Source organism: Streptomyces clavuligerus (assembly GCF_005519465.1).
GTDB lineage: Bacteria > Actinomycetota > Actinomycetes > Streptomycetales > Streptomycetaceae > Streptomyces > Streptomyces clavuligerus.
In genome coordinates, this window is sequence record NZ_CP027858.1 from 1867842 (window position 1) to 1893659 (window position 25818).

The following is a 25818-nucleotide window of genomic DNA, read 5'->3' on the forward strand; positions in this document are numbered from 1 at the left end:
TGCTCTCTATGCCTTGGATGTGCGGCGGATGTTCACGTAGTTGCCCCCGATCCAATCCTGGAACGTGGCGGTCTCGCCGTCCAGGCTGACATCGAAGCCGCACTCGCGCGCCAGCGGGACGGAGAAGGTGAAGTCCGCGTTGGGACGGAGGAAGAACACACTGGAGGTGCGGCTGCTGCCCGCTATCTGGTCCCTGCGGGGGGCCGCGACATGGTGCCGGGGGGCCTTGACCTGGCCGCCGGTCACCAGGGTCGCGATGGCGCCGCAGAAGACGAGGACGGCGTCCGGACGGTAGGGCAGGTCCGTGAACGCGCCGCCGACCTCGGCCTGGAGGCTGACGAAGCCGTTGGCGCAGGGTGTCTGCTGGATGAGGGTGACCATCGACAGGTCGTAGTGCGGCGCCATCCGCAGGGGCTGCTCCTCGGCGCTGCGGTGCTCGGGGACCTGCGGGAAGTAGCGGAACCGCAGCAGCGGCTCGCAGTCGAGGAAGGCCTCGACCCCGCCGTCGGGCTCGGTCCCGGTCGCCCGCAGGACCTCCCGGGCGACCGCGCGGGAGGCGGTGTACTGGCGGTCGAAGTACTGGGTCCAGATCCGCTCGAAGTCACCGGACGGGAAGAGGTTGTCCGCGGTGCCCATCGAGTAGCACATCGAGTAGTCGGAGTAGCTGCCGGTATTGGTGATCTGGGCGGTGCTCTCCGACTCCAGCCCGGTGAAGCCGCGGCGCATGGTGGGGACGGGCGAGGTGACGGCGCGCTTCTCCGCCTCGCTGCCGTGCTCGAAGAAGTCGATGACGATGTCCTTGGCCGACTTCAGCTCGGTGTCGGTCAGACCGCAGTCCGTCAGATAGAAGAGGCCCTTGTCCCTCAGACACCTGCGGAACTCGTCCTGGTGCAGGCCCTGCTGGAGTTCGGCCAGGCTGAAGGTGGGCACCGTCGTGTCCATCAACTCTCACTGATCCTCTCGTAATCCGTGAACCGGGTGGTCAACAGCGCGGGGGAGGCGGTCCGCGAGCCGGGGGGATCACTCGCCCGTCAGCGCGTCCAGCGCGTCCGCCAGGCGGTCGATCTCCTCTTCGGTGGTGTAGAAGTTCGCCGAGATCCGGAGCACCGGCCCGGGCGGCTGCTCGGCCACCGCGGCCTCGATCCGGAAGCGCTCCCAGAGCCCCCGGCGCAGCTCGGCCGCGTCGGTTCCCGGGGGCAGCCGGTAGGCCACCATGCCGCCGGACAGCTCCGGGGAGTCGGGGGTGAGGAGCGTGCGGCCCGGGCGGTCGGCGAGCAGGCGGCGCGCGTGGTCCGTCAGCTCGCGGCGGCGGGCGCGGATCGCCCCGGGGCCCAGCTCGGCCTGGAAGTCGATCGACTCCGGTGTGGCGAGCCAGGGGCAGATGTCCCGGGTCCCCTCGCATTCGAGTCTGCGCAGCCCGGGTGTGCTGCCGAAGCGGTCGCGCGCGGCCGGCGGGCCGCTGCCCTCCGGGGGCTCGTACGCCCAGCTCACCTGGGTGGGCTCCAGTTCTTCCAGGCGGCCGGGGGCGAGGTGGAGAAAGCCGACCCCGGTGGGGGCGAGCAGCCATTTGTGGCCGCTGCCCGCGTAGAAGTCGCAGGGGATCCGGGAGAGGTCGAGGTCGAGGAAGCCGGGTGCGTGGGCGCCGTCGACCACGGTGGTGATGCCCCGTGCGCGGGCCTCCTCGCACAGTTCGGCGGCGGGCAGGATCAGCCCGGTCGTGGAGACGACATGGCTGAAGAAGAACAGCCGGGTGCGCGGTCCCATCGCGGCGACCGCCGCCGCGGTGATCTCGGCCGGGTCCGAGGGCAGCTCGGGCAGCCGGAACGTCCTCAGCTCCAGGCCGTGCCGCCGGGCGACCCGCTCCCAGCACCAGCGCATGGGCGTGTACTCGTCGTCGCTGAGCAGGATCTCGCCGGGCGCTTCGAGGCGCAGTGACGACGCGACGAGGTTGACGGCGGCGGTGACGTTGGTGGCCAGGGCGAGGCGCAGCGGGTCCCCGCCGATGAGGCGGGCGAGGCTCTCCCGCGCCTGCCACAGCAGTGCGGGGACCTCGCGGAGCAGGAAGTCCATCGGCTCGGCCGCGAGATGGGCGCGGAAGCCGGTGACCCGCTCGAAGGCGCTGCGCGGCAGCGGTCCCCCGGAGCCGGTGTTGAGGTTGACGACGGTGGGGTCGAGCAGCATACGGCCGCGGGCTTCTTCCCAGTCGGCTACCGCCATGTCAACGCATCTCCCGCAAATCCAGAAGAACAGTCAATTCAGTGCAGCCATCGAAATTCGATCGGCCCGATGCAGCGTAGCAGTCATGACTCGATCTCGAACAGGAAGATTTTCTGTCCGCTTCGGAAAAATAGCGAAGAGATTCTGAAGACCAGCCGAAGAGCACTTCAAGAGTCCTGTCGTCCAGCATAGGTAGCCCACATTATGCAGTAAACCGTCCGGGCTGCTCGGCATTTGAATCTTTCGACCTTTTGTCCCGCTCCACAGGAGTTATCACCCATGGGTGCACAACGGCGCCGCCCACGTCTCCGAGCTGCTAAAGCAGCAGGTCAGAGCGGGCTAGGCGTGCAGATTAGGCCATTTCATGACTCATTTTCCATCGATCTCAACTTCTGGTCGAGATCGATGGTTGCGTGATGCATGCGGCACCTGGACCACATCTTGTAAAGGCCGTGATCACCGGGTCTTGACAGTTCCTTCACCGGCCTGGAGTGTACTGTCCAGAGCGGCGCCTGACACTGGTTCATACCTCTGTCGCCCGACCGCCGATCGACCGCCGGCGGACCATCAATCGATGGTCGTCCGATCGCCGCACGATCACTGATCAAGCCCTGCCCCACCCCGGCGCAAAAATTATCCGCCGGGTCATCACGCGTCATCACCACGTAATTCGGGACGGGAATACCCTGCCGCATTCCCGCCGGGGCGGCCCGGTGGGGCGGCTCCCCTCCCGCAGGCGCGGCGGTGCCCGTCGCACACTCAAGGAAGAGGGCAATGAACGACTACTCTCGTCAGAACTTCCTGGATCTGAACCTGTTCCGGGGTCTGGGTGAGGACCCGGCCTATCACCCTCCCGTCCTGACGGACCGGCCGCGTGACTGGCCCCTCGACCGCTGGGCCGAGGCCCCGCGCGACCTCGGCTACTCGGACTTCTCCCCGTACCAGTGGCGCGGGCTGCGGATGCTCAAGGACCCCGACACCCAGGCCGTCTACCACGACATGCTCTGGGAGCTGCGCCCGCGCACCATCGTGGAGCTGGGTGTGTACAACGGCGGCTCGCTGGCCTGGTTCCGCGATCTCACCAAGATCATGGGGATCGACTGCCAGGTCATCGGCATCGACCGGGACCTGTCCCGATGTCAGATCCCCGCGTCCGACATGGAGAACATCACCCTGCACCAGGGCGACTGCTCCGACCTCACGACCTTCGAGCACCTGCGGGAGATGGCCCACCCGCTGATCTTCATCGACGACGCCCACGCCAACACCTTCAACATCATGAAGTGGGCGGTCGACCATCTCCTCGAAGAGGGCGACTACTTCATCATCGAGGACATGATCCCGTACTGGTACCGGTACGCCCCGCAGCTTCTCTCCGAGTACCTCGGCGCCTTCCGCGACGTCCTGTCCATGGACATGCTGTACGCGAACGCCAGCTCGCAGCTCGACCGCGGCGTCCTCCGCCGAGTGGCGGCCAAGCAGTAGCCACCCCAGGCCCGGCGCGTCCGTCCACGGCTCAGGGAAGAGGTGGCCATGCCGACCGTATCGAGTCTCCTGTACTACAGCGCACCGCTCACGCCGGGAGGACGGGACGACGACTGGTGCATCGACGCCGTCTCCCGGCCGCCCGAGGCGCTCTTCAACTTCCGCAAGGTCCCGCACCGGACCGCCGTCACCGATGTGCGCGACGGCACCGTCTCCCCGACCCTCGACGGGATGGGCTTCGAGATGGCCGTCGCGCCCACCCGGGCGGACCAGCGGGCCCTGCTGGAGGGCTCGGCGCCGGCCGTCGAGCGGTACCAGCGGGAGACCGAAGAGCTGCTGACCGGGCTGACCGGTGCCGACGCGGTGGAGTTCTTCGACGTCACCCTGCGGCGGGAACATGGGGACGCCCCCGCCGACCCGGCCCATCAGTCGCCGCATCTGCGGGTGCACGTCGACCAGAGCCCGCGGAGCGCCTGGGCCAGGGCCGTGGACACCGCGGGGCCCGGCCGCCGCTTCAGCCGGTTCCAGATCATCAATGTCTGGCGCCCGCTGATCGAGCCCGTCCGCAACTTCCCCCTCGCGCTGTGCGACTACCGGTCCCTGGACCCCGCCGCCGATCTGGTGGTCACCCGGCTGGACTTCCCCGCCTGGCTCAAGGACCGCGAGAACTACTCCGTGCGGCACAACCCCGGCCACCGCTGGTACCACTGGGGGGCGCTCTCGCCCGACGAGGCGCTGATCTTCAAGTGCTACGACAGCGCGAGCCTCGGTCTGGCCCGCACGGGCCACGGCCCCGAGGACGACGGCACCGCCGGCGACGGCACGGACGCCGGCGGGCGGGCGGCAGCAGGGCCGCGGCGCGGCGGCCTCGTCGACACCGCCGGGCTCAGTCCGCACACGGCCTTCTTCGACGAGGAGGGGCCCACCACCGGACATCTGCGCATTTCTCTGGAAATGCGCGCTCTTATCTTTCACGACTGACGACCGAACGTCGATCCGGCAGCCGAGAACACCCCCGACGGCCGACGCCGAGGGGCCGTCGGGGGCGCCAGGACAGCTTCGAAGGAGCAGGGGAACATGGCGGACACGCCCGTACCGATCTTCAACCTCGCCGCACTGCGGGAAGGCGCCGATCAGGAGAAGTTCCGCGAGTGCGTGACCGGGATGGGGGTCTTCTACCTCACCGGGTACGGCGCCGGGGAGAAGGACCACCGGCTGGCCACGGACACGGCGATGGACTTCTTCGCGAACGGCACCGAGGCCGAGAAGGCGGCCGTGACCACGGACGTCCCGACCATGCGGCGCGGCTACTCCGCGCTGGAGGCCGAGAGCACCGCCCAGGTGACCAGGACCGGTTCCTACACGGACTACTCGATGTCCTTCTCCATGGGCATCTCGGGCAACGTCTTCCCCTCGCCGGAGTTCGAGCGGGTGTGGACGGAGTACTTCGACAAGCTCTACGCGGCGGCCCAGGAGACGGCGCGGCTGGTGCTGACCGCGAGCGGCGGCTATGACGCGGAGATCGTCGGAAGCCTGGACGAGCTGCTGGACGCCGACCCCGTGCTGCGGCTGCGGTACTTCCCCGAGGTGCCCGAGCACCGGTCCGCCGAGCACGAGCCGCGCCGGATGGCCCCGCACTACGACCTGTCGATCATCACCTTCATCCACCAGACGCCGTGCGCCAACGGCTTCGTCAGCCTCCAGGCCGAGATCGGCGGCGAACTGGTGAGCCTGCCCGTCGTGGAGGACGCCGTCGTCGTGATGTGCGGCGCGATGGCCCCGCTGGCGACCCAGGGCGCGCTGCCCGCGCCCCGGCACCACGTCCGGTCCCCCGGCGCCGGTATGCGCGAGGGCAGCGACCGCACGTCGAGCGTCTTCTTCCTGCGCCCCACGACCGACTTCTCGTTCTCGGTGGCCAAGGCCCGCAGCTACGGCCTCGCCGTCGACCTCGACATGGAGACGGCCACCTTCGGCGACTGGATCGGCACCAACTACGTCACCATGCACGCGAAGAACGAGCCGCAGGCCGGATGAGCAGTCCTGACACCACGGTGGGGATCGGAACACGGACGGCCGCCGACGGCGGCCGAAGGCGCTGGAAGGACAGACATGCTCGTCGTTGCATTCAAGCCGGGACATGACGGAGCGGTCGCCGCGATCGACGACCGCCGGCTGCTCTACTCGCTGGAGTCGGAGAAGGACTCCCGGCCGCGCTACTCGACGCTGCTGCCGACGACCTTCCTCGACATCGCCGAACGCCTCGGCGCGATCCCGGACGTCGTGGCGCTCGGCGGCTGGGCCGACCTGCGTCCGCGCGGTGTCGTGTACACGGGCGCCGGATACGAGGGCACCCAGGAACCCACCGTCACCACCTCGCGCTTCTTCGGCAAGGAGGTGAAGTTCTTCACCTCCACGCACGAGCGCTCGCACATCTACATGGCGCTGGGCATGGCCCCGAAGGACGGCGCCCCGCTGAAGAGCGTGCTCGTCTGGGAGGGGGACGTGGGCGCGTTCTACCTCGTCGACTCCGAGCACCGGATCATCCGGACGATTCCGGTGATGACGGGACCCGGGGCGCGCTACTCCTTCCTCTTCGGGCTCGCCGACCCGACCTTCCCGGACACCGGCGGCAAGCCGCGGCTGAACGACGCGGGCAAGCTGATGGCCCTGGCGGCGTTCGGCGACTCGGCCGACGCGAGCCCCGACATCCGGCATGTCGTCGAGCGCGTCCTGAAGCAGGACTCCATGTATCCGGCGCCGAAGGCCGAGTACCGGGACTCCGTGCTGCACAACGCGGGCGTCGAGTCGGAGGAGTGCAAGATCGCCGCCGCGTTGCTGACCGAGCGGCTCTTCGAGACCTTCGCGGAGGTCGCCCGGCGCGAACTGCCCGAGGGCACCCCCCTCTACATCTCCGGCGGCTGCGGGCTGAACTGCGACTGGAACAGCCAGTGGGCCCAGCTCGGCCACTTCTCCTCGGTCTTCGTGGCGCCCTGCACCAATGACTCGGGCTCGGCGCTGGGCACCGCGATCGACGCGCTCACCACGTTCACGGGCGACCCCCATATCGACTGGAACGTCTACAGCGGTCTGGAGTTCGTCCACGACACCCGGCCCGACCCGGCCCGCTGGGAATCCGTCCCGCTCGACCACGCCGCGCTGTCCTCGGCGCTCGCGGCCGGGCGGGTCGTCGCCTGGGTGCAGGGCCGCTGGGAGATCGGCCCGCGCGCGCTGGGCAACCGGTCCCTGCTGGCCGAGGCGTTCAGCTCGGCCAGCCGCGACCGGCTCAACACCGTCAAGATGCGGGAGGACTACCGGCCCATCGCCCCGGTCTGCCGGGTCGAGGACCTGGGGAAGGTCTTCCACGAGGACTTCGAGGACCCGCACATGCTGTACTTCCGGCGGGTCCGGGAGGAGAGCGGGGTACGGGCCGTGACCCATGTGGACGGCTCGGCGCGCTGTCAGACCGTCACCGGGACGAGCAATCCCGAGCTGCACCGGCTGCTGTCGGTGTTCGCCCAGGGGCAGGGCCTCGGTGTCCTGTGCAACACCTCGCTGAACTTCAACGGCGACGGGTTCATCAACCGGATGTCCGACCTCGTTCGTTACTGCGAATGGCGCGAAATTCAGGACATGGTCGTCGGGGACACCTGGTACCGGCGAATAGCCGGTTCCTGAGCCGTCCGCCCCGGGCCGCGCCCGGGAAAACCGACCCCGGGGTACGTTTTTCCCTCGCACCGAGGGAAGCACGGACCCCGGGGTCCCGGCCGAACGGGAGAGGGGCGCCCGGAGCGGCCCGCCCGCGGGTCCGCCCGTTTCGAACATATGCACGTGGGAGAGGTGACCGATACGCATATGCCGACGACATGAACGATTTCCGGTCGCCCGATCCCCGGCGCCGGGAAACCCTCCGAGACCCTTCTCCGCCACCGGGAAAACGGGAAAGCGGCGGACCGGCGACATCGGTGCGCACCCTCCGCGAAGAAGGGCGGACACCACCGCAGAACACCGGAAAGCAACGCCCTTCAGACGGGGAACGAACGGGGGAACCACAGATGACAACGCCCCCTTGTCCAGACCAATTCTCTTCCTGCTCCAGGCATTTCATCCCCGTCACCGAAGGCATCGCACACACGTATCTCCGCGTGATTGACGGCAGCTTTTATGGGCTTCCCGGGAATCCGGCCAACTGATTGCAGATTCCACCATTCCGGAGGTTTGCCGAGGATTTCCGGACTGTCGCCCGCCGAGCCCCCCGTCCCCACCCCGGCGCGGGCCGCGGCTTCCGCTTCCCCATCGGATCCGCCCAGGTCCGGGGGGTAGGGAGGGGAGAGTCCGACAGCCCCGTCGACGTCCCTTCCCACAGCCTTCCCACCCACCCGTCCCGACTCGCCGTGAAGCCCCGGGTTCTTCCGGGTTCACCGAGGCTGTCCCAAATCGTCCATGCCTTGAGGGTCCCGCTGCGTGATCGAACCGTAACCCTTGGAATTTCTGTGGATTAAGCGTAAACATGGGTGCCGACACCAAGGATTACGCCGAAGCCATGTCCACCCCTCTCGGCGAGGGCGTGGTTCCTTCACAAGGGGGACCGCCATGAACACCTGGAATGATGTGACGATCCGGCTCCTGGGGCCGGTGACACTCGTGAAAGGTTCCGTACCGATACCCATCCGCGGGCAGCGACAGCGGCGATTCCTCGCCTCATTAGCGCTGCGACCGGGCCAGGTCATCTCCAAGGAAGCGATCATCGAAGACTCCTGGGACGGGGAGCCACCACTGACCGTTTCGGGCCAGTTGCAGACGTCGGCCTGGATGATCCGGACCGCGCTGGCGGAGGCGGGGCTGCCCCGCGACGCCCTCGGCTCCCACGACCGCGGCTACGAACTGCGCGTCCTGCCGGACTCCATCGACCTCTTCGTCTTCCGGGAGGCCGTGCGCGCCGTGCGGGACCTGCACGCACGCGGTCAGCACCAGGAGGCGTCCGAACGGCTCGACACGGCGCTCGCCCTGTGGAAGGGGCCCGCCTTCGCGGATGTGACCTCCAGTCGGCTGCGGCTGCGGGGCGAGACCCTGGAGGAGGAGCGGACCGCCGCGGTCGAGCTGCGCGCCCTGATCGATGTCGGCCTCGGCTACTACGGGGACGCGATCACCCGGCTGTCGGAGCTCGTCGATCACGACCCGTTCCGTGAGGACCTGTATGTGAGCCTGATGAAGGCCTACTACGCGGAGGGCCGCCAGGCCGACGCGATCCAGGTCTTCCACCGCGCGAAGGACATCCTGCGGGAGCAGATCGGCATCAGCCCCGGCGAGCGGATGACAAGGGTCATGCAGGCCATCCTGCGTCAGGACGAGCAGGTCCTGCGGGTCGGTACCCCGGCCTGAAACCGCGCGCGATACGGGAATGTTTGTCGACGTTTCCCTGAACCAACGCTGAAGAAACGTTCTTCTTCTCACAACGGCGGGGAATCTCCGGTCGGGAGGTGACCGGAGGAGCCTGCGAAGACGTACGACCCACCGGCCCCACCCGGGCCGGCCGGGCCGGAGTGCCGCCCGCCGTGCGCTCCGGCTCTCCTTTTCTTCCTCTTCTTCCTCACACAGAGCAGACCGAAAACCACCGCCGCGTTCACCCGCCGGCCGTAACGTCCCTCGCTCACAGCGATCATCGCGACAGCGCGCTCACCGAGCGCGGGGAGCAGGGGCGACAGTGGCCGGGCGGCGGCGGACGGTACTCAAAGGGGCCCTGGCGGCATCCGGTGCGGCGGCGGTCGGGGCAGGGCTCGGTGTCGGCCTCGCCGGCGCCGACGCGCCCGCCCGCCGCGGGGGCTCCTTCTCCACCCGGGTGCGGCTGCGCTGGCTGGGGGTCTCCGGCTGGGAGATCGTCATCGACGGCGGGCACAGCATTCTGTTTGACCCGTATCTGAGCCGGATGCCCTGCCGGAATCCGCGGACGGGCGCGCTCGATTCACGGCTGCCCCTGCGGACCGACCGGTCCCTGGTGGAGGCGACGGCCGCGCGCCATCTCACCGTTCCGCCCGAGTTGATCCTGATCAGCCATGGCCATTTCGACCATATGGCCGATGTCCCGCAGTTGTTGGCCCGTCCGGCGTGGCGGCGGCGGCGCATCCGGACCGTGTGCGACGAGACGGTGCTGCATCTGCTGCTGGCGCTCGACGCGCCCCGGCCCCGGATCGACGACGTCATCCAGGTGAAGGGCGGCGAGTATCTGCGCTTCGACGGCTACACGGTGGAGGTCTTCCGCAGTCTGCACAGCCGGCTGCCGGACCACGGCTCCTTCGCCCCGGGGCGGCGGGTGTCCCCGCCGCGGCGGCCGTCCGCCCTGGGCGATCTGGTCGAGGGCGACACCCTCGCCTACCAGGTCTCCGTCGACGGCGGGCCCACGATCCTGCTGATGGGCGCGGGGAACTTCGTCGAACGCGAACTGGCCGGAATCCGGCCCGATGTCGCGCTCGTCCCCATGACGTCGCACACGGCGGTGCACCGCTATGTCGAGCGGCTGCTGACGGCAACGGGAAATCCGCCGCTGCTGATCCCCAGTCACCACGACGACATGACCACGCCGCTCACCCGTGCGCCTCGGGCGCTCGCCGACTCGGTCCGGCCGATGGCGGCACGGGAGCTGTCCCGGGCCGCCGCAGCGCGATCACGCGTGATCGAACCGCATCACCTGGGTGTGCTGGATCTCACCGCCGCACTGTCCTGACCTGCGCGAAAGCCCTGAATGACCGATGCGGGCCAGGGTCTGTCACCAGCCGTTGGAAGGCGGCGGAGATCAGCGGAAGACCACGGCTGGTGAGGATGGCCCGCACACCGGTTCTTGCACCTCACGCACCTTCCGCACCTCGTGCACTTTCGCACCTCGTACGTATCCCGCGCCTTGCCCATATCCCGCACCTCGTACGTATCCCGCGCCTTGTACGTATCCCGTATCTCGTGCGCCTTCCGCACCTCGTGCACCTCTCACACCCCATGCATCCCCAGCACGTCATGCACCTCCCGGACCTCATGGGCCGACCCAGACAGCCGATACAGACAAGGGGTTCCTTCACATGGTGAAGAAGACATGGAGGTCCGCGCTCGCGCTGACCGCGGCCGCCGGAGCCGTCCTCGCCACGGCCACCAGCGCCCACGCGTACACGGGCTTCACGCCCGAGCGGTACAACAAGATCCAGTTCGGGATGGACCGGACCCTGGTCTGGCAGCTCGCCGGTGCCGACCAGTCCTGCTCGGACCAAGTGGAGCGGATCATCTGCTACAACAACCCGGACCACTACGGGCCGCAGGGCCACTTCTTCTTCAACGCCGCGGACAAGCTCATCCACAAGCGGCAGATGGAGCTGTTCCCCGCGCCGAAGCCGACCATGCGGCTGGCCACCTACAACAAGACCCAGACGGGCATGACGGAGGCCCAGTTCTGGGCGGCCGTCCCCTCGGACACCTGCTCGGCGCTGGCCGAGCAGTACCCGAACTGGCCCGCCACGAACGGCAATCTGCGGGAGTACGTCTGCCCCAGCAAGGCCGAGCGGTTCGCGCCGAGCGCCTATTTCACCTTCACCGATGGCAAGCTGACCAGCAGGTCGCAGAGCCAACTGCCCTGAAGCGGGCCATAGCAGACCGAAGGCCGGGCTTCGGGAGAAACACCGAAAGGTGATGTTCCACTGCCGGGCCGACGATGCGCCGTTTCCGGACCGAACGCATGATTCGGGTTTTCCACCGCGCTGCCGACCGGAAAACACCGGCGCAATCCCATCGAACGCACCCCTGCCCGATCGGGGCGTTCCACCCCCGATCGGGCAGCGCGGCCACCGAATGTCCTTCGGTGGCCGTTCCGCTTTTCCGGGGCGGCCGGGCAGCACCCGAGTACCCGGCCGAAAACGGTCGGTCCCAGGCTTCGATGGCCACCGCAAAGATCCAGCCATGCGCCGCCCTCCGCGCCTCCGCCCCCCACCTATTCGGAAAAGGCGGCAAGCCCGTTGGAATTCCCCTGAACACGAAGCTGAGCAACAGCTCGTCACGCGCTCCCGAGCTGGCCATTCAGGGCAGTTCACAAAGAGCCATCGAGAGGCGTCCGAGAGAGCTGGAAGAGGGGTCCAAGAGCATGGTGGGTCATTATTGTGATCCTAAAATGTCCAGTTCACCGCCATGACAGCAGAGGCTGGAAAGTCCCCCATAATTCAGCCTGATCCCCCAGGAGTTCTCACCCATGGGCGAAGCAGCACGCCACCCCGACGGCGATTTCTCGGACGTGGGAAACCTCCACGCTCAGGACGTGCACCAGGCACTTGAGCAGCATATGCTCGTCGACGGGTACGACCTCGTTCTCGACCTCGACGCCAGCTCCGGCGTCTGGCTCGTCGACGCCGTCACCCAGAAGCGGTATCTCGACCTCTTTTCCTTCTTTGCCTCGGCGCCGCTCGGAATCAACCCGCCCAGCATTGTCGAGGACCCGGCATTCATGCGGGAGCTGGCCGTGGCCGCGGTCAACAAGCCGTCGAACCCCGATCTTTATTCGGTGCCGTACGCCCGTTTCGTCAAGACCTTCGCCCGGGTCCTCGGCGACCCCCGGCTGCCGCGGCTGTTCTTCGTGGACGGCGGGGCGCTGGCCGTGGAGAACGCGCTCAAGGCGGCCCTCGACTGGAAGGCCCAGAAGCTGGGCCTCGCCGAGCCGGACACCGACCGGCTCCAGGTGCTGCATCTGGAGCGCTCGTTCCACGGCCGCAGCGGCTACACCATGTCGCTGACGAACACCGAGCCGTCCAAGACCGCCCGCTTCCCCAAGTTCGGCTGGCCACGGATCTCGTCCCCCGCCCTCCAGCACCCGCCGGCCGAGCACACCGGCGCCAACCAGGAGGCCGAGCGACGGGCGCTGGAGGCCGCCCGGGAGGCGTTCGCAGCGGCGGACGGCATGATCGCCTGCTTCATCGCGGAGCCCATCCAGGGCGAGGGCGGCGACAACCACCTCAGCGCGGAGTTCCTCCAGGCCATGCAGCGGCTCTGCCACGAGAACGACGCCCTGTTCGTCCTGGACGAGGTGCAGAGCGGCTGCGGCATCACCGGTACCGCCTGGGCCTACCAGCAGCTCGGCCTCCAGCCCGACCTGGTGGCCTTCGGCAAGAAGACCCAGGTCTGCGGGGTGATGGGCGGCGGCCGGATCGACGAGGTCCCCGAGAACGTCTTCGCCGTCTCCTCCCGGATCAGCTCCACCTGGGGCGGCAACCTCGCCGACATGGTCCGCGCCACCCGGCTGCTGGAGACGATCGAGCGCACCCAGGTCTTCGACACCGTCGTCCAGCGCGGCAAGTACTTCCGGGACGGCCTGGAGGACCTGGCCGCCCGCCACCCCTCCGTCGTGACCAACGCCCGCGGCCGGGGCCTGATGTGCGCGGTCGACCTGCCGGACACCCGGACCCGCAATGAGGTGCTGCGGCTCATGTACACGGAGCACCAGGTCATCGCCCTGCCCTGCGGCGGGCGCAGCCTCCGGTTCCGCCCCGCGCTGACGATCGCCGAGCACGAGATCGACCAGGCCCTTCAGGCGCTGGCGAGCAGTGTCACGGCGGTCGCCGAGAGCGTCTGACGCCCGGCCGGCCGGGTGCCCCAGCGGGGCCCGGCCGGCCGCACCGCGGAACGGAACACCCCTGGCGCGTCGCCCGGTGACACGCTCTCCGGGCGGCTCAACCGCGCCACCCCCACGGCACGTTCGCCTTCACCCGCACGGAGAGCCCACGAATGATGTCAGCACGGTACCCGAGGACCGCAGCGGAGTGGACCACTCGCATTCAAGGAGTGTCGAGCGAGCGTTGCGATCTTGAAATGCTGCTGAAGGACGAGTGGCGCAACAGGATCGCGGTACGGGACGACGACCCCGGTGTCCGTGCGACGAGGCAGCGGGACATCGTCGTCGACGGGCGGGAGTACACCGCTCTGAAGGACGCGCTGCGCGCCGCCGACGGGGTCTCGGCGGGCGCGCTCGCGCTGGCCTCCCTGCACAGCGTGATGCGCGCGTACGGCCATGGCGAGCAGACGGTGGCGGCGTTCGTCGACGCGACGGCGACGGCGGAGCTGAAGACGGCCGCCGTGCTGCCGGTGATCGTCGACCATATCGAGCACACCCGGCTGACCTGCGCCGAGGCGATCCGGGAGCTGGACGAGACGCTGCGCCGCAAGGACTCCTACACCCGTGCGGACGAGGTGCTCCAGCGGGGGCTCTTCGATGCCCTGCTGGTGCTCGCCGAGCGCGAGGTGGCCCTGTCCGAGCTGCCGTCGGCCCCGCTGGTCATGGTCGTCCGGGACGACGCGGCCCGGGGCCGGCTGTGCTGGACGATGGCGTACGCGGGCGAGCTGTTCGAGGACACGACGGTCGCCGGTGTGCTGGAGGTCGTCCGGGAGGTGCTCGGGCAGTACGCCGGGCGGCCGGGCGACCGGGTCGCCGAGATCGAGCTGGCCTCGCGGGAGCAGCGCGAGCGGCTTCAGCGGTGGAACGCGACCGATGGCGACTTCCCGGCGGACCAGCGCCTCAACGACCTGGTCGAGGCGGCCGTGCGGCGGTCGCCGGACCGTGAGGCGGTCGTCTTCGGGACACAGCGGCTGACCTATCGGGAGGTCGACGCGCGGGCGAACCGGTTCGCGCACTGGCTGCTCGGTCCGGGTCTCGGGGTCCGTTCGCAGCAGCTCGTCGGGATCTTTCTGGACAAGAGCGATCTCGGGGTGGTCGCCACGCTCGGCATCTGGAAGGCGGGCGCGGCCTATGTGCCGATCGACCCGGCCTATCCGGCGGAGCGGGTGCGGTTCGCGGTCGGTGACACCGGGCTGCGGGGCATCGTCACCAACCGGCACCACGCGGGGCGGCTGCGGGAGATCCTGGGCGCGGAGCACGCGGATGTGACGGTCGTCGAGATCGAGTCCGTGCTCGACGAGCAGGCCGCCGCCGACACCGACGGCCTGCTGAGTGTGAAGCCCGAGCTGGCGCTGGGGGTACGGGATCTGGCCTATCTCACCTACACCTCCGGCACCACCGGTGTGCCGAAGGGGGTGCCCAAGTACCACGACAGTGTCGTGAACAGCATCACGGACCTGTCGGAGCGGTACGACATGCGGCGGCCGGGCACGGAGCGGGTCGCGCTCTTCGCCTCGTACGTCTTCGAGCCGCATCTGCGGCAGACGCTGATCGCGCTCATCAACGGGCAGACGCTGGTCGTCGTCCCCGAGGAGGTCCGGCTCGACCCGGACCGCTTCCCCGCGTACATCGAGGAGCACGGCGTCACGTACCTCAACGCGACGGGTTCGGTGCTGCAACACTTCGATCTGCGCCGATGTACCAGCCTGAAACGGCTGTTGCTGGTCGGCGAGGAGCTGACGGCGGCCGGGCTGCGCCAGCTCCGCGAGCGGTTCTCCGGGCGGATCGTCAACGAGTACGCCTTCACCGAGGCGGCGTTCGTCACCGCCGTGAAGGAGTTCGCGCCGGGCGTCACCGAGCGCGCGGACCGCAGCATCGGCCGACCGGTGCGGAATGTGAAGTGGTATGTCCTCAGCCAGGATCTGAAGCGGTTGCCGGTCGGGGCGATCGGCGAGCTGTACATCGGCGGCTGCGGGGTGGCGCCGGGCTATCTGAACCGCGACGACCTGACGGCCGAGCGGTTCCTGACCAATCCGTACGCCTCGGAGCAGGACCGGGCGCGCGGGATGAACGCCCGGATCTACCGGACCGGTGACCTGGCGCGGATGCTGCCGTCCGGCGAGGTCGAGTTCATGGGCCGCAGCGACTTCCAGCTCAAGCTGAACGGTGTCCGGGTGGAGCCGGGCGAGATCGAGGCGCAGGCCACCGAGTATGCGGGGGTCCGCAAGTGCGTGGTCATCGCCCGTGAGGGGGCGGGCGGCGGCAGCGACCGCCATCTGGTCGGCTACTACCTGACGGAGCCCGGGGCCGGGGTGACCGAGGCGGAGCTGCTGTCCTTCCTGGAGCGGCGGCTCATCCGGATCATGGTCCCGGCGCGGATGGTCCGGCTGGAGAGCATCCCCGTCAATGTCAACGGCAAGGTCGACTGGCGGGCGCTGCCCGAGGTGGACCTCGCCCGCCCGGACACGGGCGGCGGCGCGGTGGGCTCCACCACGACCGGGGGTGTCCGGGGTGAGCTGCGCGAGATCTGGAGCGCGGTCCTCGGCCTTCCGGTGTCCCGTATCGGCGACGGCGACGACTTCTTCCGGCTCGGCGGCCAGAGCATCTCCTGCATTCTGCTCATCGCCCGGATACGGCAGCGGCTGGGCGTCTTCGTCGGGGTCGAGGACGTCTTCACGCTGAGGACGCTGGGCGCGCTGGCGGACCGGCTGGAGCGCGACCGGGGCACGGCGCCCGCGGACGGCACGCCGCAGGAGCGGCGGTCCGCCGAGGGCACAGCGGACACGACGGGCACGGACGGTGCGGAGGGCGCGGACGGCGGGCCCGTGCGGCTGCTCGCGAACGGTCTCCAGCAGGGGCTGCTCTACCACGCCCTGAAGCGCCGCAACGGCGACGACGCCTATGTGATGCAGTCGGTGCACCACTACCGCTGCGCCATCCGCCCCGAGCTGATGCGCGAGGCGTGGCAGCACGCGCGGCGCACGTACCCCGCGCTGCGGCTGCGTTTCGAGTGGGCCGAGGAGGCCCTCCAGATCGTCGAGAACGACGACCGTTCCGTGGACTGGCGGTTCACCGATCTGAGCGGGGTGGCCGACCCGGCGGAGCAGGACGCCCGGATCCGGGAGCTCCAGGAGCGGGACCGGACCGAGCCCTACGACCCGGCGGCGGGCGGGCTGTTCCGGATCTATCTGATCCGCCGGAGCGAAGAGTTCTTCTCGCTGCTGTTCAGCTGCCACCACATCATCCTGGACGGCTGGAGCCTGCCGGTCCTCCACGACGACGTGCACCGGACCTATCTGCGGCTGGTGGACGGCGAGCCGGTCACGGCGGACGCGGGGAGCACCGGTACCCCCGGGAGCACCGGGAACACCGGGAACACCGGGAAGACGGACACCGCGTACATCGCGGCGCAGCGGGACTGGGAGGCGCACCGCGGCGACCACGTCGACTACTGGACCCGTCAGATCGAGCGGATCGACGAGCGGGGCGACTTCGGCGGGCTGGTCCGGGAGGACATCCGCTACCAGGTGGCGCTGAGCGAGTACGACCACGTCAAGGAGCACCGGACCCGGCGGCTCGCCCTCGGTGCCGAGCGGACCGCGGCGCTGAAGGCGGTCTGCGCGGAGCACTCCGTGACCCTGCACTCGGTGCTCCAGTTCGTGTGGCACAAGGTGCTGTACGCCGTCGGCGGCGGGAACACCACGGTGGTCGGCACGATCGTGTCCGGGCGCAATCCGCACATCGACGGGATCGAGAACTCCGTCGGTCTGTTCATCAACACGCTGCCCGTGATCGTCGACCACGACGAGCAGGCGGCGCTGGGCACGGACGCGGCCATCGCGGACATCCAGTCCGCCGTGACCGCCATGGCCGCCCGGAGCACGGTGGAGCTGGGCCGGCTGGAGACCGGCGGGATGAAGCGCCGCCTCTTCGACACCCTGCTGGTCCTGGAGAACTATCCGCGGCTGCTCTCCGAGGACGAGGAGCGCGCCCACGACGAGTTGCTGCGCTTCGAGAAGGCGTACGACGCCGACAAGGTCGACTATCCGCTGGCCGTGGTCGCCCGCGAGGAGGGTGAGGAGCTGACCGTCACCCTCTGGTACGCGGGTGAGCTGTTCGAGGACGCCACGATCGACACCCTGCTCGGGGTGGCGGAGACCCTGTTCGACCAGGTGGCCGAGGACATCTCGCGCCGGGTGGACCGGCTGGAGCTGGTCTCGCCCGCGATGGTCGAGCAGTACGGGGTGTGGAACCGGACCACGGCCCCGTTCCCGGCCGGGCAGACCCTGCACGGGGTCTTCGAGCGGCAGGCCGCCGCCTGGCCGGACGAGACCGCGGTGGTCTTCCGCGACCGGCGGCTGACCTACCGGGAGCTGAACGAGCGCGCCAACCGGCTGGCGCACCATCTGCGCTCGGTCGCGGAGCTGCGCCCGAACGACCTGGTCGGCCTGGTCGTCGACAAGAACGAGCTGATGATCACCGCGATCCTGGCGGTGTGGAAGACGGGCGCGGGCTATGTCCCGATCGACCCGGGCTACCCCGACGACCGGGTGGCGTTCATGCTGGCGGACACCAGCGCCAAGCTGGTGATCACCAACCAGGGGCGGGTGGCGCGGATCGGGGAGCTGACCGGTGGCGCGCTGCCGGTGGTGGATCTCGACCGGCTGCCCGACGGCAACGGCGCGGACGGCGACCCGGTCACCGATGTCACCGCCACGGATCTCGCGTACGCGATCTACACCTCCGGCACCACCGGCAGGCCCAAGGCGGTGCTGGTCGAGCACCGGGGTGTGGTGAACCTCCAGCACTCGCTGGCGAAGCTGTTCGGCCTGGACCGGAGCGAGGGCGTCGAGGCGCTGCTGTCGTTCTCGAACTACGTCTTCGACCACTTCGTGGAGCAGATGACGGACGCCCTGCTCAACGGGCAGAAGCTGGTCGTCCTCGACGACACCATGCGCACGGACGCCGAGCGGCTGTACCGGTACATCAACGACGAGCAGGTCACCTATCTCTCCGGCACGCCGTCGGTGCTCTCGCTCTACGACTACTCGACGACGACCTCGCTGACCCGGATCGACGCGATCGGCGAGGACTTCACCGAGCCGGTCTTCAACAAGATCCGCGCCATGTTCCCGGGGACGATCATCAACGGGTACGGGCCGACGGAGATCTCGATCACCAGCCACAAGCGGCCCTACACGGTCGGCGAGCGGCGGTCGACGAAGAGCATCGGCCACCCGGTGGACAACTACACGGCCTATGTCCTGAACAAGTCGATGCAGCGGGTGCCGGTCGGCGGCATGGGCGAGCTGTACATCGGCGGTGTCGGCGTCACCCGCGGCTATCTGAACCGCGACGAGCTGACGGCGGACCGCTTCGTCGACAACCCCTTCCAGACCGCCGAGGAGCGGGCCGAGGGGCGCAACGCGCGCGTCTACAAGACCGGTGACCTGGTGCGCTGGCTGCCCAACGGCGAGCTGGAGTGCCTGGGCCGCACCGACCTCCAGGTCAAGATCCGGGGACAGCGGGTCGAGCTGGGCGAGGTCGAGGCCGCGCTCTCCTCGTACCCGGGCGTCACCCGTTCCCTGGTCATCGCGCGGGAGCACCGGGGCGCGGGGCTCGCGTCGGCGCAGAAGTACCTCGTGGGCTTCTATGTCGGCACGGACGATCTGGACGAGCAGGACGTCAGGCAGTGGATGCGGACGAAGCTGCCCGAGGCGGTCGTCCCCTCCCGGGTGCTGCGGATCACCGACATCCCGGTGACGCCGAGCGGCAAGCTGGACGTCACACGGCTCCCGGAGACCGACTTCGGCCCGGGTGACAGCGGCGAGTACATCGCGCCGTCGAACGATGTCGAGACCAAGCTGTGCGGCATCTGGGCCACGGTGCTCGGTCTCGCCCCGGAGCGGGTCGGCGTCACCGACGACTTCTTCGCCCTCGGCGGCGACAGCCTCCGGGCGATGGTGCTGGCGCAGGCCATCACCACCGGCTTCGGCCGGGGTCTCGGGGTCGCGACCGTGCTCCAGCACACGACCCTCGGGGCGCAGGCGAAGCACATCCGCGAGAGCGCCGCGCACGGCGACGGGGAGCAGGACGGGCCGGTCGCGGGCCGGGCCGCGGCGGGCGACGGAAACCCGCCGGTGTCGCTCGCGCAGGAACGTCTGCTGTTCATCGACGAGTTCGAGGGCGGCACCGACGCCTACAACATCCCCTTCGTCCTGGAGATCGCGACCGGGGACGCCGCCTCGACCCGGGACGCGGTCACCGGGGCGCTGCGCGCCCTGCTGGGGCGGCACGCGGCGCTGCGCACCCTGCTGCGGACCGACGAGCACGGCGTCCGGCGGCAGTACCCGCTGCCCGCCGCCGAGGCCGCGGCCCGGTTCGAGGTCCCGCTGCACACGGTCGCGGACCGCACGGCCCTGGACGAGCGGCTGGTGGAGCGGTCCCGCACGGTCTTCCGGCTGGACGAGGAGCTGCCGCTCGTGGCCGACCTCTTCACGGCCGGTCCGGCGGACGGCCGCGCGTATCTGAGTCTGGTCGTCCACCACAGCGCCTTCGACGGCTGGTCGTGGAGCACCTTCCGGGAGGAGCTGGCGGCCCTGCTGCGCGGTGTCCCCGTGACGGATCTGCGGCAGGTCCACGGCAGCTACGCCGACTTCTCGCTGTGGCAGCGGCAGTATCTGTCCGGGGGCAGGCTGGCGGAGCTGACCGGGTACTGGACGGGGGCGCTGGCCGGGTACGAGACGATCCGGCTGCCGCTGGACCGCCCGCGTCCGGCGCGCTTCGACTACCGGGGCCGGGAGATCGACTTCGACCTCGACGAGGGGACGGCGCGGGCGCTGCGCGAGCTGGCGCGGTCCGCGCGGGTGAGCCTGTACAGCGTGCTGCTCGGCGCGTGGGCGCTCACCCTGCGCGTCTACACCGGCCAGGACGACTTCGTCGTGGGCACGCCCGCCGCGAACCGGGGGCGCCCGGAGTTCGACCGGACCGTCGGCTTCTTCGCGAACCTGCTGGCGCTGCGGGTCCGGGTCGACGCGGACGCCGGTCTCGCGGAGTACATCCGCGCGGTCGGCGCGGACGTGGTCGCGGCCCAGGTCCACGGCGAGCTGCCGTTCGAGCAGCTCGTGAAGGAGCTGAACCCGGAGAAGGACCCGAGCCGGCACCCCGTGCTCCAGGTCAACTTCACCCTCCAGAACGTCACCGACCGCGCTCCCGTCGGCGGCGGGGCCGGGGCGGAGCCGGAGTTCACCGAGTACAAGCCGGACGCCGGGGGCTTCACGGCCACCAAGTTCGATCTGTCGGCGACGGTCACCGAGAACGCCGCGGGGCGGCTCGCGGGCAACCTCACCTACGCCGCCGCGCTCTTCGACGACGACACCGCCGAAGGGTTCATCGCCACCTTCCGGCAGGTCCTCGCGGAGTTCGCGCGGCTCGCGGACGCCGGGGAGCAGGCCAGGGTCGCGGAGGTGGACCCGGTCGGCGCGGCGGAGCGCGCGGCCCTCGCGGCCGGTCCCGCCGGGGCCCTCCAGGCCGCGGCCGCCGAGGCGCTGCCCGCCCCCCGGACCCTGCACACGGTCTTCGAGGAGCAGGCCGCCGCCTGGCCGGACGCCGTCGCGGTCGCCCACGGCGCGACCCGGCTCACCTACCGGGAGCTGAACGAGCGCGCCAACCAGCTCGCGCACTATCTGCGCTCCGTGGCGCGGATCCGTCCGAGCGATCTGATCGGCCTGGTCGTCGAGAAGAGCGAGCTGACCGTCGTCGCGATCCTCGCGGTGTGGAAGGCGGGCGCGGGCTATCTGCCGATCGACCCGGGCCACCCCGACGACCGGGTGACCTTCATGCTGGCGGACACCGAGGCCCGGCTGGTGGTCACCCAGCGGGCCCACGGGGAGCGGCTGCGCCGCCTCGCGGGCGACGCGCTGCCGGTGGTGGAGATCGACGCGCTGCCGCAGGGCTACCGCTCGACCGACGACCCGGTCACGGACACCACCCCGGCGGACCTCGCGTACGCGATCTACACCTCGGGCACCACCGGCCGCCCCAAGGCGGTGCTGGTTCCGCACCGCGCGGTGGACAGCTTCCGCGCGACGCTGGCCGGACGGTACTTCGGCCCGCCCGACACCGGCCGCCAGGGGGTGCTGTTCCTCGCCAACTATGTCTTCGACTTCTCGGTGGAGCAGCTCGCGCTGTCCGTCCTCGGCGGTCACACCCTGATCGTCCCGCCGCCGTCGCCCGCGCAGGACGAGCGGTTCTACGAGGACGCGAACCGCGCCGGGCTGACGTACATCAGCGGGACGCCCACCCAGGTCCAGCAGTTCGACCTGGCGCGGCTGCCGGGGCTGCGCACAGTGCTGGTCGCCGGTGAGGCGTTCCACGAGCGCCACTTCGAGAAGATCCGCGAGGGCTGGGCGGGGCCGATCCTCAACGCGTACGGCACCACCGAGACGGCCGTCTACAACACCGTCCGGCGCTTCGAGCCGGGTGACCCCTACCGCAACACCCTGGGTCTGCCGCTCGGGAACACCCGGCTGTACGTCCTCGGCGACGGGCTGAAGCCGCTGCCGCCGGGCGCGGTCGGCGAGCTGTATGTGGCCGGTGAGTGTGTGACGGACGGCTATCTCAACCGGCCGGAGCTGACCGGTGAGCGCTTCCTGCCGAACCCGTTCGACACCGGGGAGGAGGGGCGGGAGGGCCGCCACCCGGTCCTCTACCGCAGTGGCGACCTGGTCCGGCTGACCCGCGGCGGCGAGCTCCAGTACCTGGGCCGCAACGACGCCCAGCTCAAGATCCGCGGGCTGCGGATCGAGCCGGGCGAGGTGGAGGCGGTCCTCGCCACCGCTCCGGGGGTCCGCGAGTGCGCGGTCGCCGCCGTGGCCGACGACCGCTCCCCGGGGAACACCCGGCTGGTCGGCTACTACGTCGCCGCCACCGGCACGGAGACGGACACGGACACCGGCACGGGCGACGCCGGGGGCGCCGACGAGGACGCGATCTTCGCGGTGCTGCGGGCGCGGCTGATGCCGGGCATGGTGCCCTCGCTGCTGATCCGCATGGACGGCCCGCTGCCGATGACCATCAACGGCAAGCTGGACACCAAGGCGCTGCCGAAGGCGGCGCTGCCGGAGCGGCGCGCGGACCGCACGGCCCCGCGCAACCGGACCGAGGCCCGGCTGTGCCAGCTCTGGGGCGACCGGCTCCCCGGTGGCACGGTCGGCATCGACGACGACTTCTTCCGCTCGGGCGGCGACAGCATCAGCGCCCTGCACCTGGCGAGCCAGGTGCAGCGGGAGATCGGGCGCAGGGTCGGCGTCAAGGACATCTTCGACCATCCGACCGTCCGGCACTTCGCCGAGCGGGTGCTGGCCGCCCCGGACCGGGGGCGGGACCCCGGCGAGGGCGGCGAGGCGCCCGAGCAGGGCCGGCTGGACGGTGACTGTCCGCTGCTGCCCATCCAGGAGTGGTTCTTCGCCAAGCCGCTCGCCGACCGGAACTGGTGGAACCACAACTTCGCCGTCACCGCCCCGGAGCTGGACGTGGCGAGGCTGGGCCAGGCGCTGGCGCGGCTGGTCGAGCACCATGACGCGTTCAGCCTGCGGTACCGCTCCGAGGGCGGCGGCGACGGCGCGGACGAGCGGTTCGTCCAGCGCTACGACGCCGCCGTGCCCGAGGTCGTCCTGCACGAGCTGGATGTGCGCGGGCTCTCCCCCGAGGAGATCTCCGAACGGCTCGCCCGCTGGCAGAGCGGCTTCGACCTGGAGCGCGGACCGATCCACTGCGCGGCCTATCTGCACGGCTTCGCCGATGGCTCGGCCCGGGTCTGGTTCGCCCTGCACCACCTGGTCGTCGACACCGTGAGCTGGCACATCCTCGCGCAGGACCTGGAGATCCTGTACCACGGGGGCGCGCTGGAGGAGAAGACGAGCAGCTACCGCCAGTGGGCGCGGGCGCTCGCCGCGTACCCGGCGGACGAGGCCGAGCGGCGGCTGTGGGCGGAGGCCGTCGCGTCCCTGGCGGCCACCGCACAGGCGCTGCCGGTCCCGGCGCCGGGCGCGGCGACGCTCCGGGAGGAGTTCGCGCTCGACGCGGAGCGGACCACGGCGCTGCTGACCGAGTGCCACTGGGCGTACGACACCACCATCAACGATCTGCTGCTGACGGCGGTCGGGGGCGCGCTGCGGGCCGTCACCGGCCTGGCGGTCAACCATGTCACCGTGGAGGGCCACGGCCGGGAGCGGTTCGACGGGGCGCCCGACGTCCGGGACACGGTGGGCTGGTTCACGACCATGCACCCGCTGGCCGTGGAGGCGCACCCGCAGGACGTGGGGCGCGGCATCACCGCCACGAAGGAGGCTTCCCGGCGGGTGCCGCACCACGGCATCGGATACGGGGCCCTCTTCGGCCGCTACGGCGGGGAGCGGGCGCCGCTGCCGCCGGTGAGCTTCAACTACCTCGGCCGGGTCTCCGACGCCGGGGAGCAGACGGACGGGCCCTCCGCGGGCTGGCGGCTCGACTCGGCGATGTCGGGGAGCAACATCTCCGGCCGCAACCGGGGCGCCGACCAGTTCAGTGTGGACGTGACCATGCGATGTACCGGCGGCCGGCTCGTCACCGCGGTGGACAGCCGACTGGACGAGGAGACCACCCGGCGCTTCACGGACGAGCTGAGGAGCTGGCTGGAGCGGCTCGTCGCCCACACCTCGGCGGTGTCGGGCGAGAACGGCGGCCGGGCGCGCGCCGCCGAGCGGGCCGGGGCCGGGACGGAGTTCGACCCGTACATCCTCGTCGACGGGGACCGCGCCGAGCGCACCCTCTTCGTCTTCCCGCCCGGTGAGGGCGGCGCCGAGAGCTATCTGAGCAATCTCGCGCAGCGGCTGCCCGGCCACCGGCTGGTGCTCTTCAACAATGTGCATCTGCACCGGCCGATGGAGTCCTTCGAGGCGCTGGCCGACTTCTATCTCCCCCTCCTCCGGGAGATCCAGCCGTCCGGCCCGTACCACCTGCTGGGCTGGAGCTTCGGCGGGGTGCTCTCGGTGGAGGTCTCGCTCCGGCTGGCCCGGGCGGGCGAGCGGATCGAGGAGCTGTTCCTCATCGACCCGTACTTCGACGTCCGGGCCTCGTCGGCGGCGATCGGGCTGCCGGAGACCGAGGACATCCTCGATCCGATCAACTACCACTGGGCGCCCGCCCGGGAGGATCTGGAGCGGCTGCGCGCGAACACCGGCGATGTGGTGCTGTTCCGGGCGGACGAGCCGAACGAGATCGTCCGGGACGAGGAGCAGCGCCGGCTGTTCGACTTCTACCAGCGGTCCTCCTTCAACGGGCTGGACGCGCTGCTGCCCGCGGAGTCCATCGAGGTCCACCGGCTGCACGGTGAGACCCACCATTCGTGGGTACGAAACGACCGGCTGGTCGCCGACATCTGTGCGCGTGTCTCGGCGTCGTCGCCGGATGCCCGGTGAACGGCCGGGCGCTGAGTCCAAGGAGGGTTTCATGCCAGTTCTGATGCCGTCGGCCCACGTTCCGACCATCGACATCTCGCCGCTGTTCGGAACCGACGCCGCCGCGAAGAAGCGCGTCGCCGAGGAGATACACGGGGCCTGCCGCGGCTCGGGCTTCTTCTACGCCACGAACCACGGCGTGGACGTCCAGCAGCTCCAGGACGTGGTGAACGAGTTCCACGGCGCCATGACCGACCAGGAGAAGCACGACCTGGCGATCCACGCGTACAACCCGGACAACCCGCATGTGCGCAACGGCTACTACAAGGCGGTCCCGGGCAGGAAGGCCGTCGAGTCCTTCTGTTACCTCAACCCGGACTTCGGCGAGGACCACCCGATGATCGCCGCGGGGACGCCGATGCACGAGGTGAACCTCTGGCCCGACGAGGAGCGGCACCCGCGCTTCCGGCCGTTCTGCGAGGGCTACTACCGGCAGATGCTGAAGCTCTCCACCGTGCTCATGCGGGGGCTGGCGCTGGCGCTCGGGAGGCCGGAGCACTTCTTCGACGCGGCGCTCGCCGAGCAGGACTCCCTGTCGTCCGTCTCGCTGATCCGCTACCCGTATCTGGAGGAGTACCCGCCGGTGAAGACGGGTCCCGACGGCCAGCTCCTGAGCTTCGAGGACCATCTGGACGTCTCGATGATCACCGTGCTCTTCCAGACCCAGGTGCAGAACCTCCAGGTGGAGACGGTCGACGGCTGGCGGGACATCCCGACGTCGGAGAACGACTTCCTGGTCAACTGCGGTACCTACATGGCGCATGTCACGAACGACTACTTCCCGGCGCCCAACCACCGGGTGAAGTTCGTGAACGCGGAGCGGCTGTCCCTGCCGTTCTTCCTCAACGGCGGGCACGAGGCGGTCATCGAGCCGTTCGTGCCGGAGGGCGCGAGCGAGGAGGTGAGGAACGAGGCCCTGTCCTACGGGGACTACCTCCAGCACGGGCTGCGGGCGCTGATCGTCAAGAACGGCCAGACCTGAGCGGA

Annotated in this window: 12 protein-coding genes; 10 read left to right on the top strand and 2 right to left on the bottom strand. The window is 69.9% G+C overall.

Annotation, left to right across the window (positions count from 1 at the left end):
* Positions 1 to 6: 6 nt before the first annotated feature.
* Together CRV15_RS07465 and CRV15_RS07470 are read right to left on the bottom strand one after the other, a co-directional pair.
* Entirely contained in the window at positions 7 to 942 is a 936-nt protein-coding gene (locus tag CRV15_RS07465) for a 2OG-Fe(II) oxygenase family protein (RefSeq protein ID WP_003952493.1), read from the bottom strand.
* Between the two features lie 78 nt (positions 943 to 1020).
* Positions 1021 to 2217 (bottom strand): aminotransferase class V-fold PLP-dependent enzyme, encoded by a 1197-nt coding sequence (locus CRV15_RS07470; RefSeq protein ID WP_003952494.1) that lies wholly within the window; start codon positions 2215 to 2217, stop codon positions 1021 to 1023.
* Positions 2218 to 2991: 774 nt separating this feature from the next.
* On the opposite strand from CRV15_RS07470, the gene CRV15_RS07475 reads away from it, so the two are divergent.
* The 10 genes from CRV15_RS07475 to CRV15_RS07520 all read left to right on the top strand — a co-directional run bounded on the left by CRV15_RS07475 (position 2992) and on the right by CRV15_RS07520 (position 25813).
* Positions 2992 to 3702, top strand: a complete 711-nt coding sequence (locus CRV15_RS07475; protein WP_003952496.1) for a CmcI family methyltransferase — start codon at positions 2992 to 2994, stop codon at positions 3700 to 3702.
* Between the two features lie 48 nt (positions 3703 to 3750).
* Positions 3751 to 4683 carry a CmcJ/NvfI family oxidoreductase gene (locus tag CRV15_RS07480; RefSeq protein WP_003952497.1) on the top strand — a complete coding sequence of 311 codons (933 nt, stop codon included), beginning with the start codon at positions 3751 to 3753 and terminating at the stop codon, positions 4681 to 4683.
* Positions 4684 to 4779: 96 nt separating this feature from the next.
* Positions 4780 to 5736 carry a 2OG-Fe(II) oxygenase family protein gene (locus CRV15_RS07485; protein ID WP_003952498.1) on the top strand — a complete coding sequence of 319 codons (957 nt, stop codon included), beginning with the start codon at positions 4780 to 4782 and terminating at the stop codon, positions 5734 to 5736.
* A gap of 75 nt (positions 5737 to 5811) precedes the next feature.
* Positions 5812 to 7377 carry a 3'-hydroxymethylcephem-O-carbamoyltransferase gene (gene cmcH / locus CRV15_RS07490; protein ID WP_003952499.1) on the top strand — a complete coding sequence of 522 codons (1566 nt, stop codon included), beginning with the start codon at positions 5812 to 5814 and terminating at the stop codon, positions 7375 to 7377.
* Between the two features lie 915 nt (positions 7378 to 8292).
* Positions 8293 to 9081 carry an AfsR/SARP family transcriptional regulator gene (locus CRV15_RS07495; RefSeq protein WP_003952500.1) on the top strand — a complete coding sequence of 263 codons (789 nt, stop codon included), beginning with the start codon at positions 8293 to 8295 and terminating at the stop codon, positions 9079 to 9081.
* Positions 9082 to 9403: 322 nt separating this feature from the next.
* Complete coding sequence (locus CRV15_RS07500) at positions 9404 to 10420, top strand: MBL fold metallo-hydrolase (protein WP_003952502.1); 1017 nt, start codon at positions 9404 to 9406, stop codon at positions 10418 to 10420.
* A gap of 346 nt (positions 10421 to 10766) precedes the next feature.
* A complete protein-coding gene (locus CRV15_RS07505) occupies positions 10767 to 11315 on the top strand; it encodes a biotin transporter BioY (RefSeq protein ID WP_003952503.1) in 549 nt (182 codons plus the stop codon).
* A gap of 605 nt (positions 11316 to 11920) precedes the next feature.
* Positions 11921 to 13294, top strand: a complete 1374-nt coding sequence (gene lat, locus CRV15_RS07510; RefSeq protein WP_003952504.1) for an L-lysine 6-transaminase — start codon at positions 11921 to 11923, stop codon at positions 13292 to 13294.
* A gap of 236 nt (positions 13295 to 13530) precedes the next feature.
* A complete protein-coding gene (locus CRV15_RS07515; RefSeq protein ID WP_003952505.1) occupies positions 13531 to 24792 on the top strand; it encodes a non-ribosomal peptide synthetase in 11262 nt (3753 codons plus the stop codon).
* A 31-nt stretch (positions 24793 to 24823) separates the two neighbouring features.
* Positions 24824 to 25813 (top strand): isopenicillin N synthase family dioxygenase, encoded by a 990-nt coding sequence (locus CRV15_RS07520; RefSeq protein WP_003952506.1) that lies wholly within the window; start codon positions 24824 to 24826, stop codon positions 25811 to 25813.
* Positions 25814 to 25818: the final 5 nt, after the last annotated feature.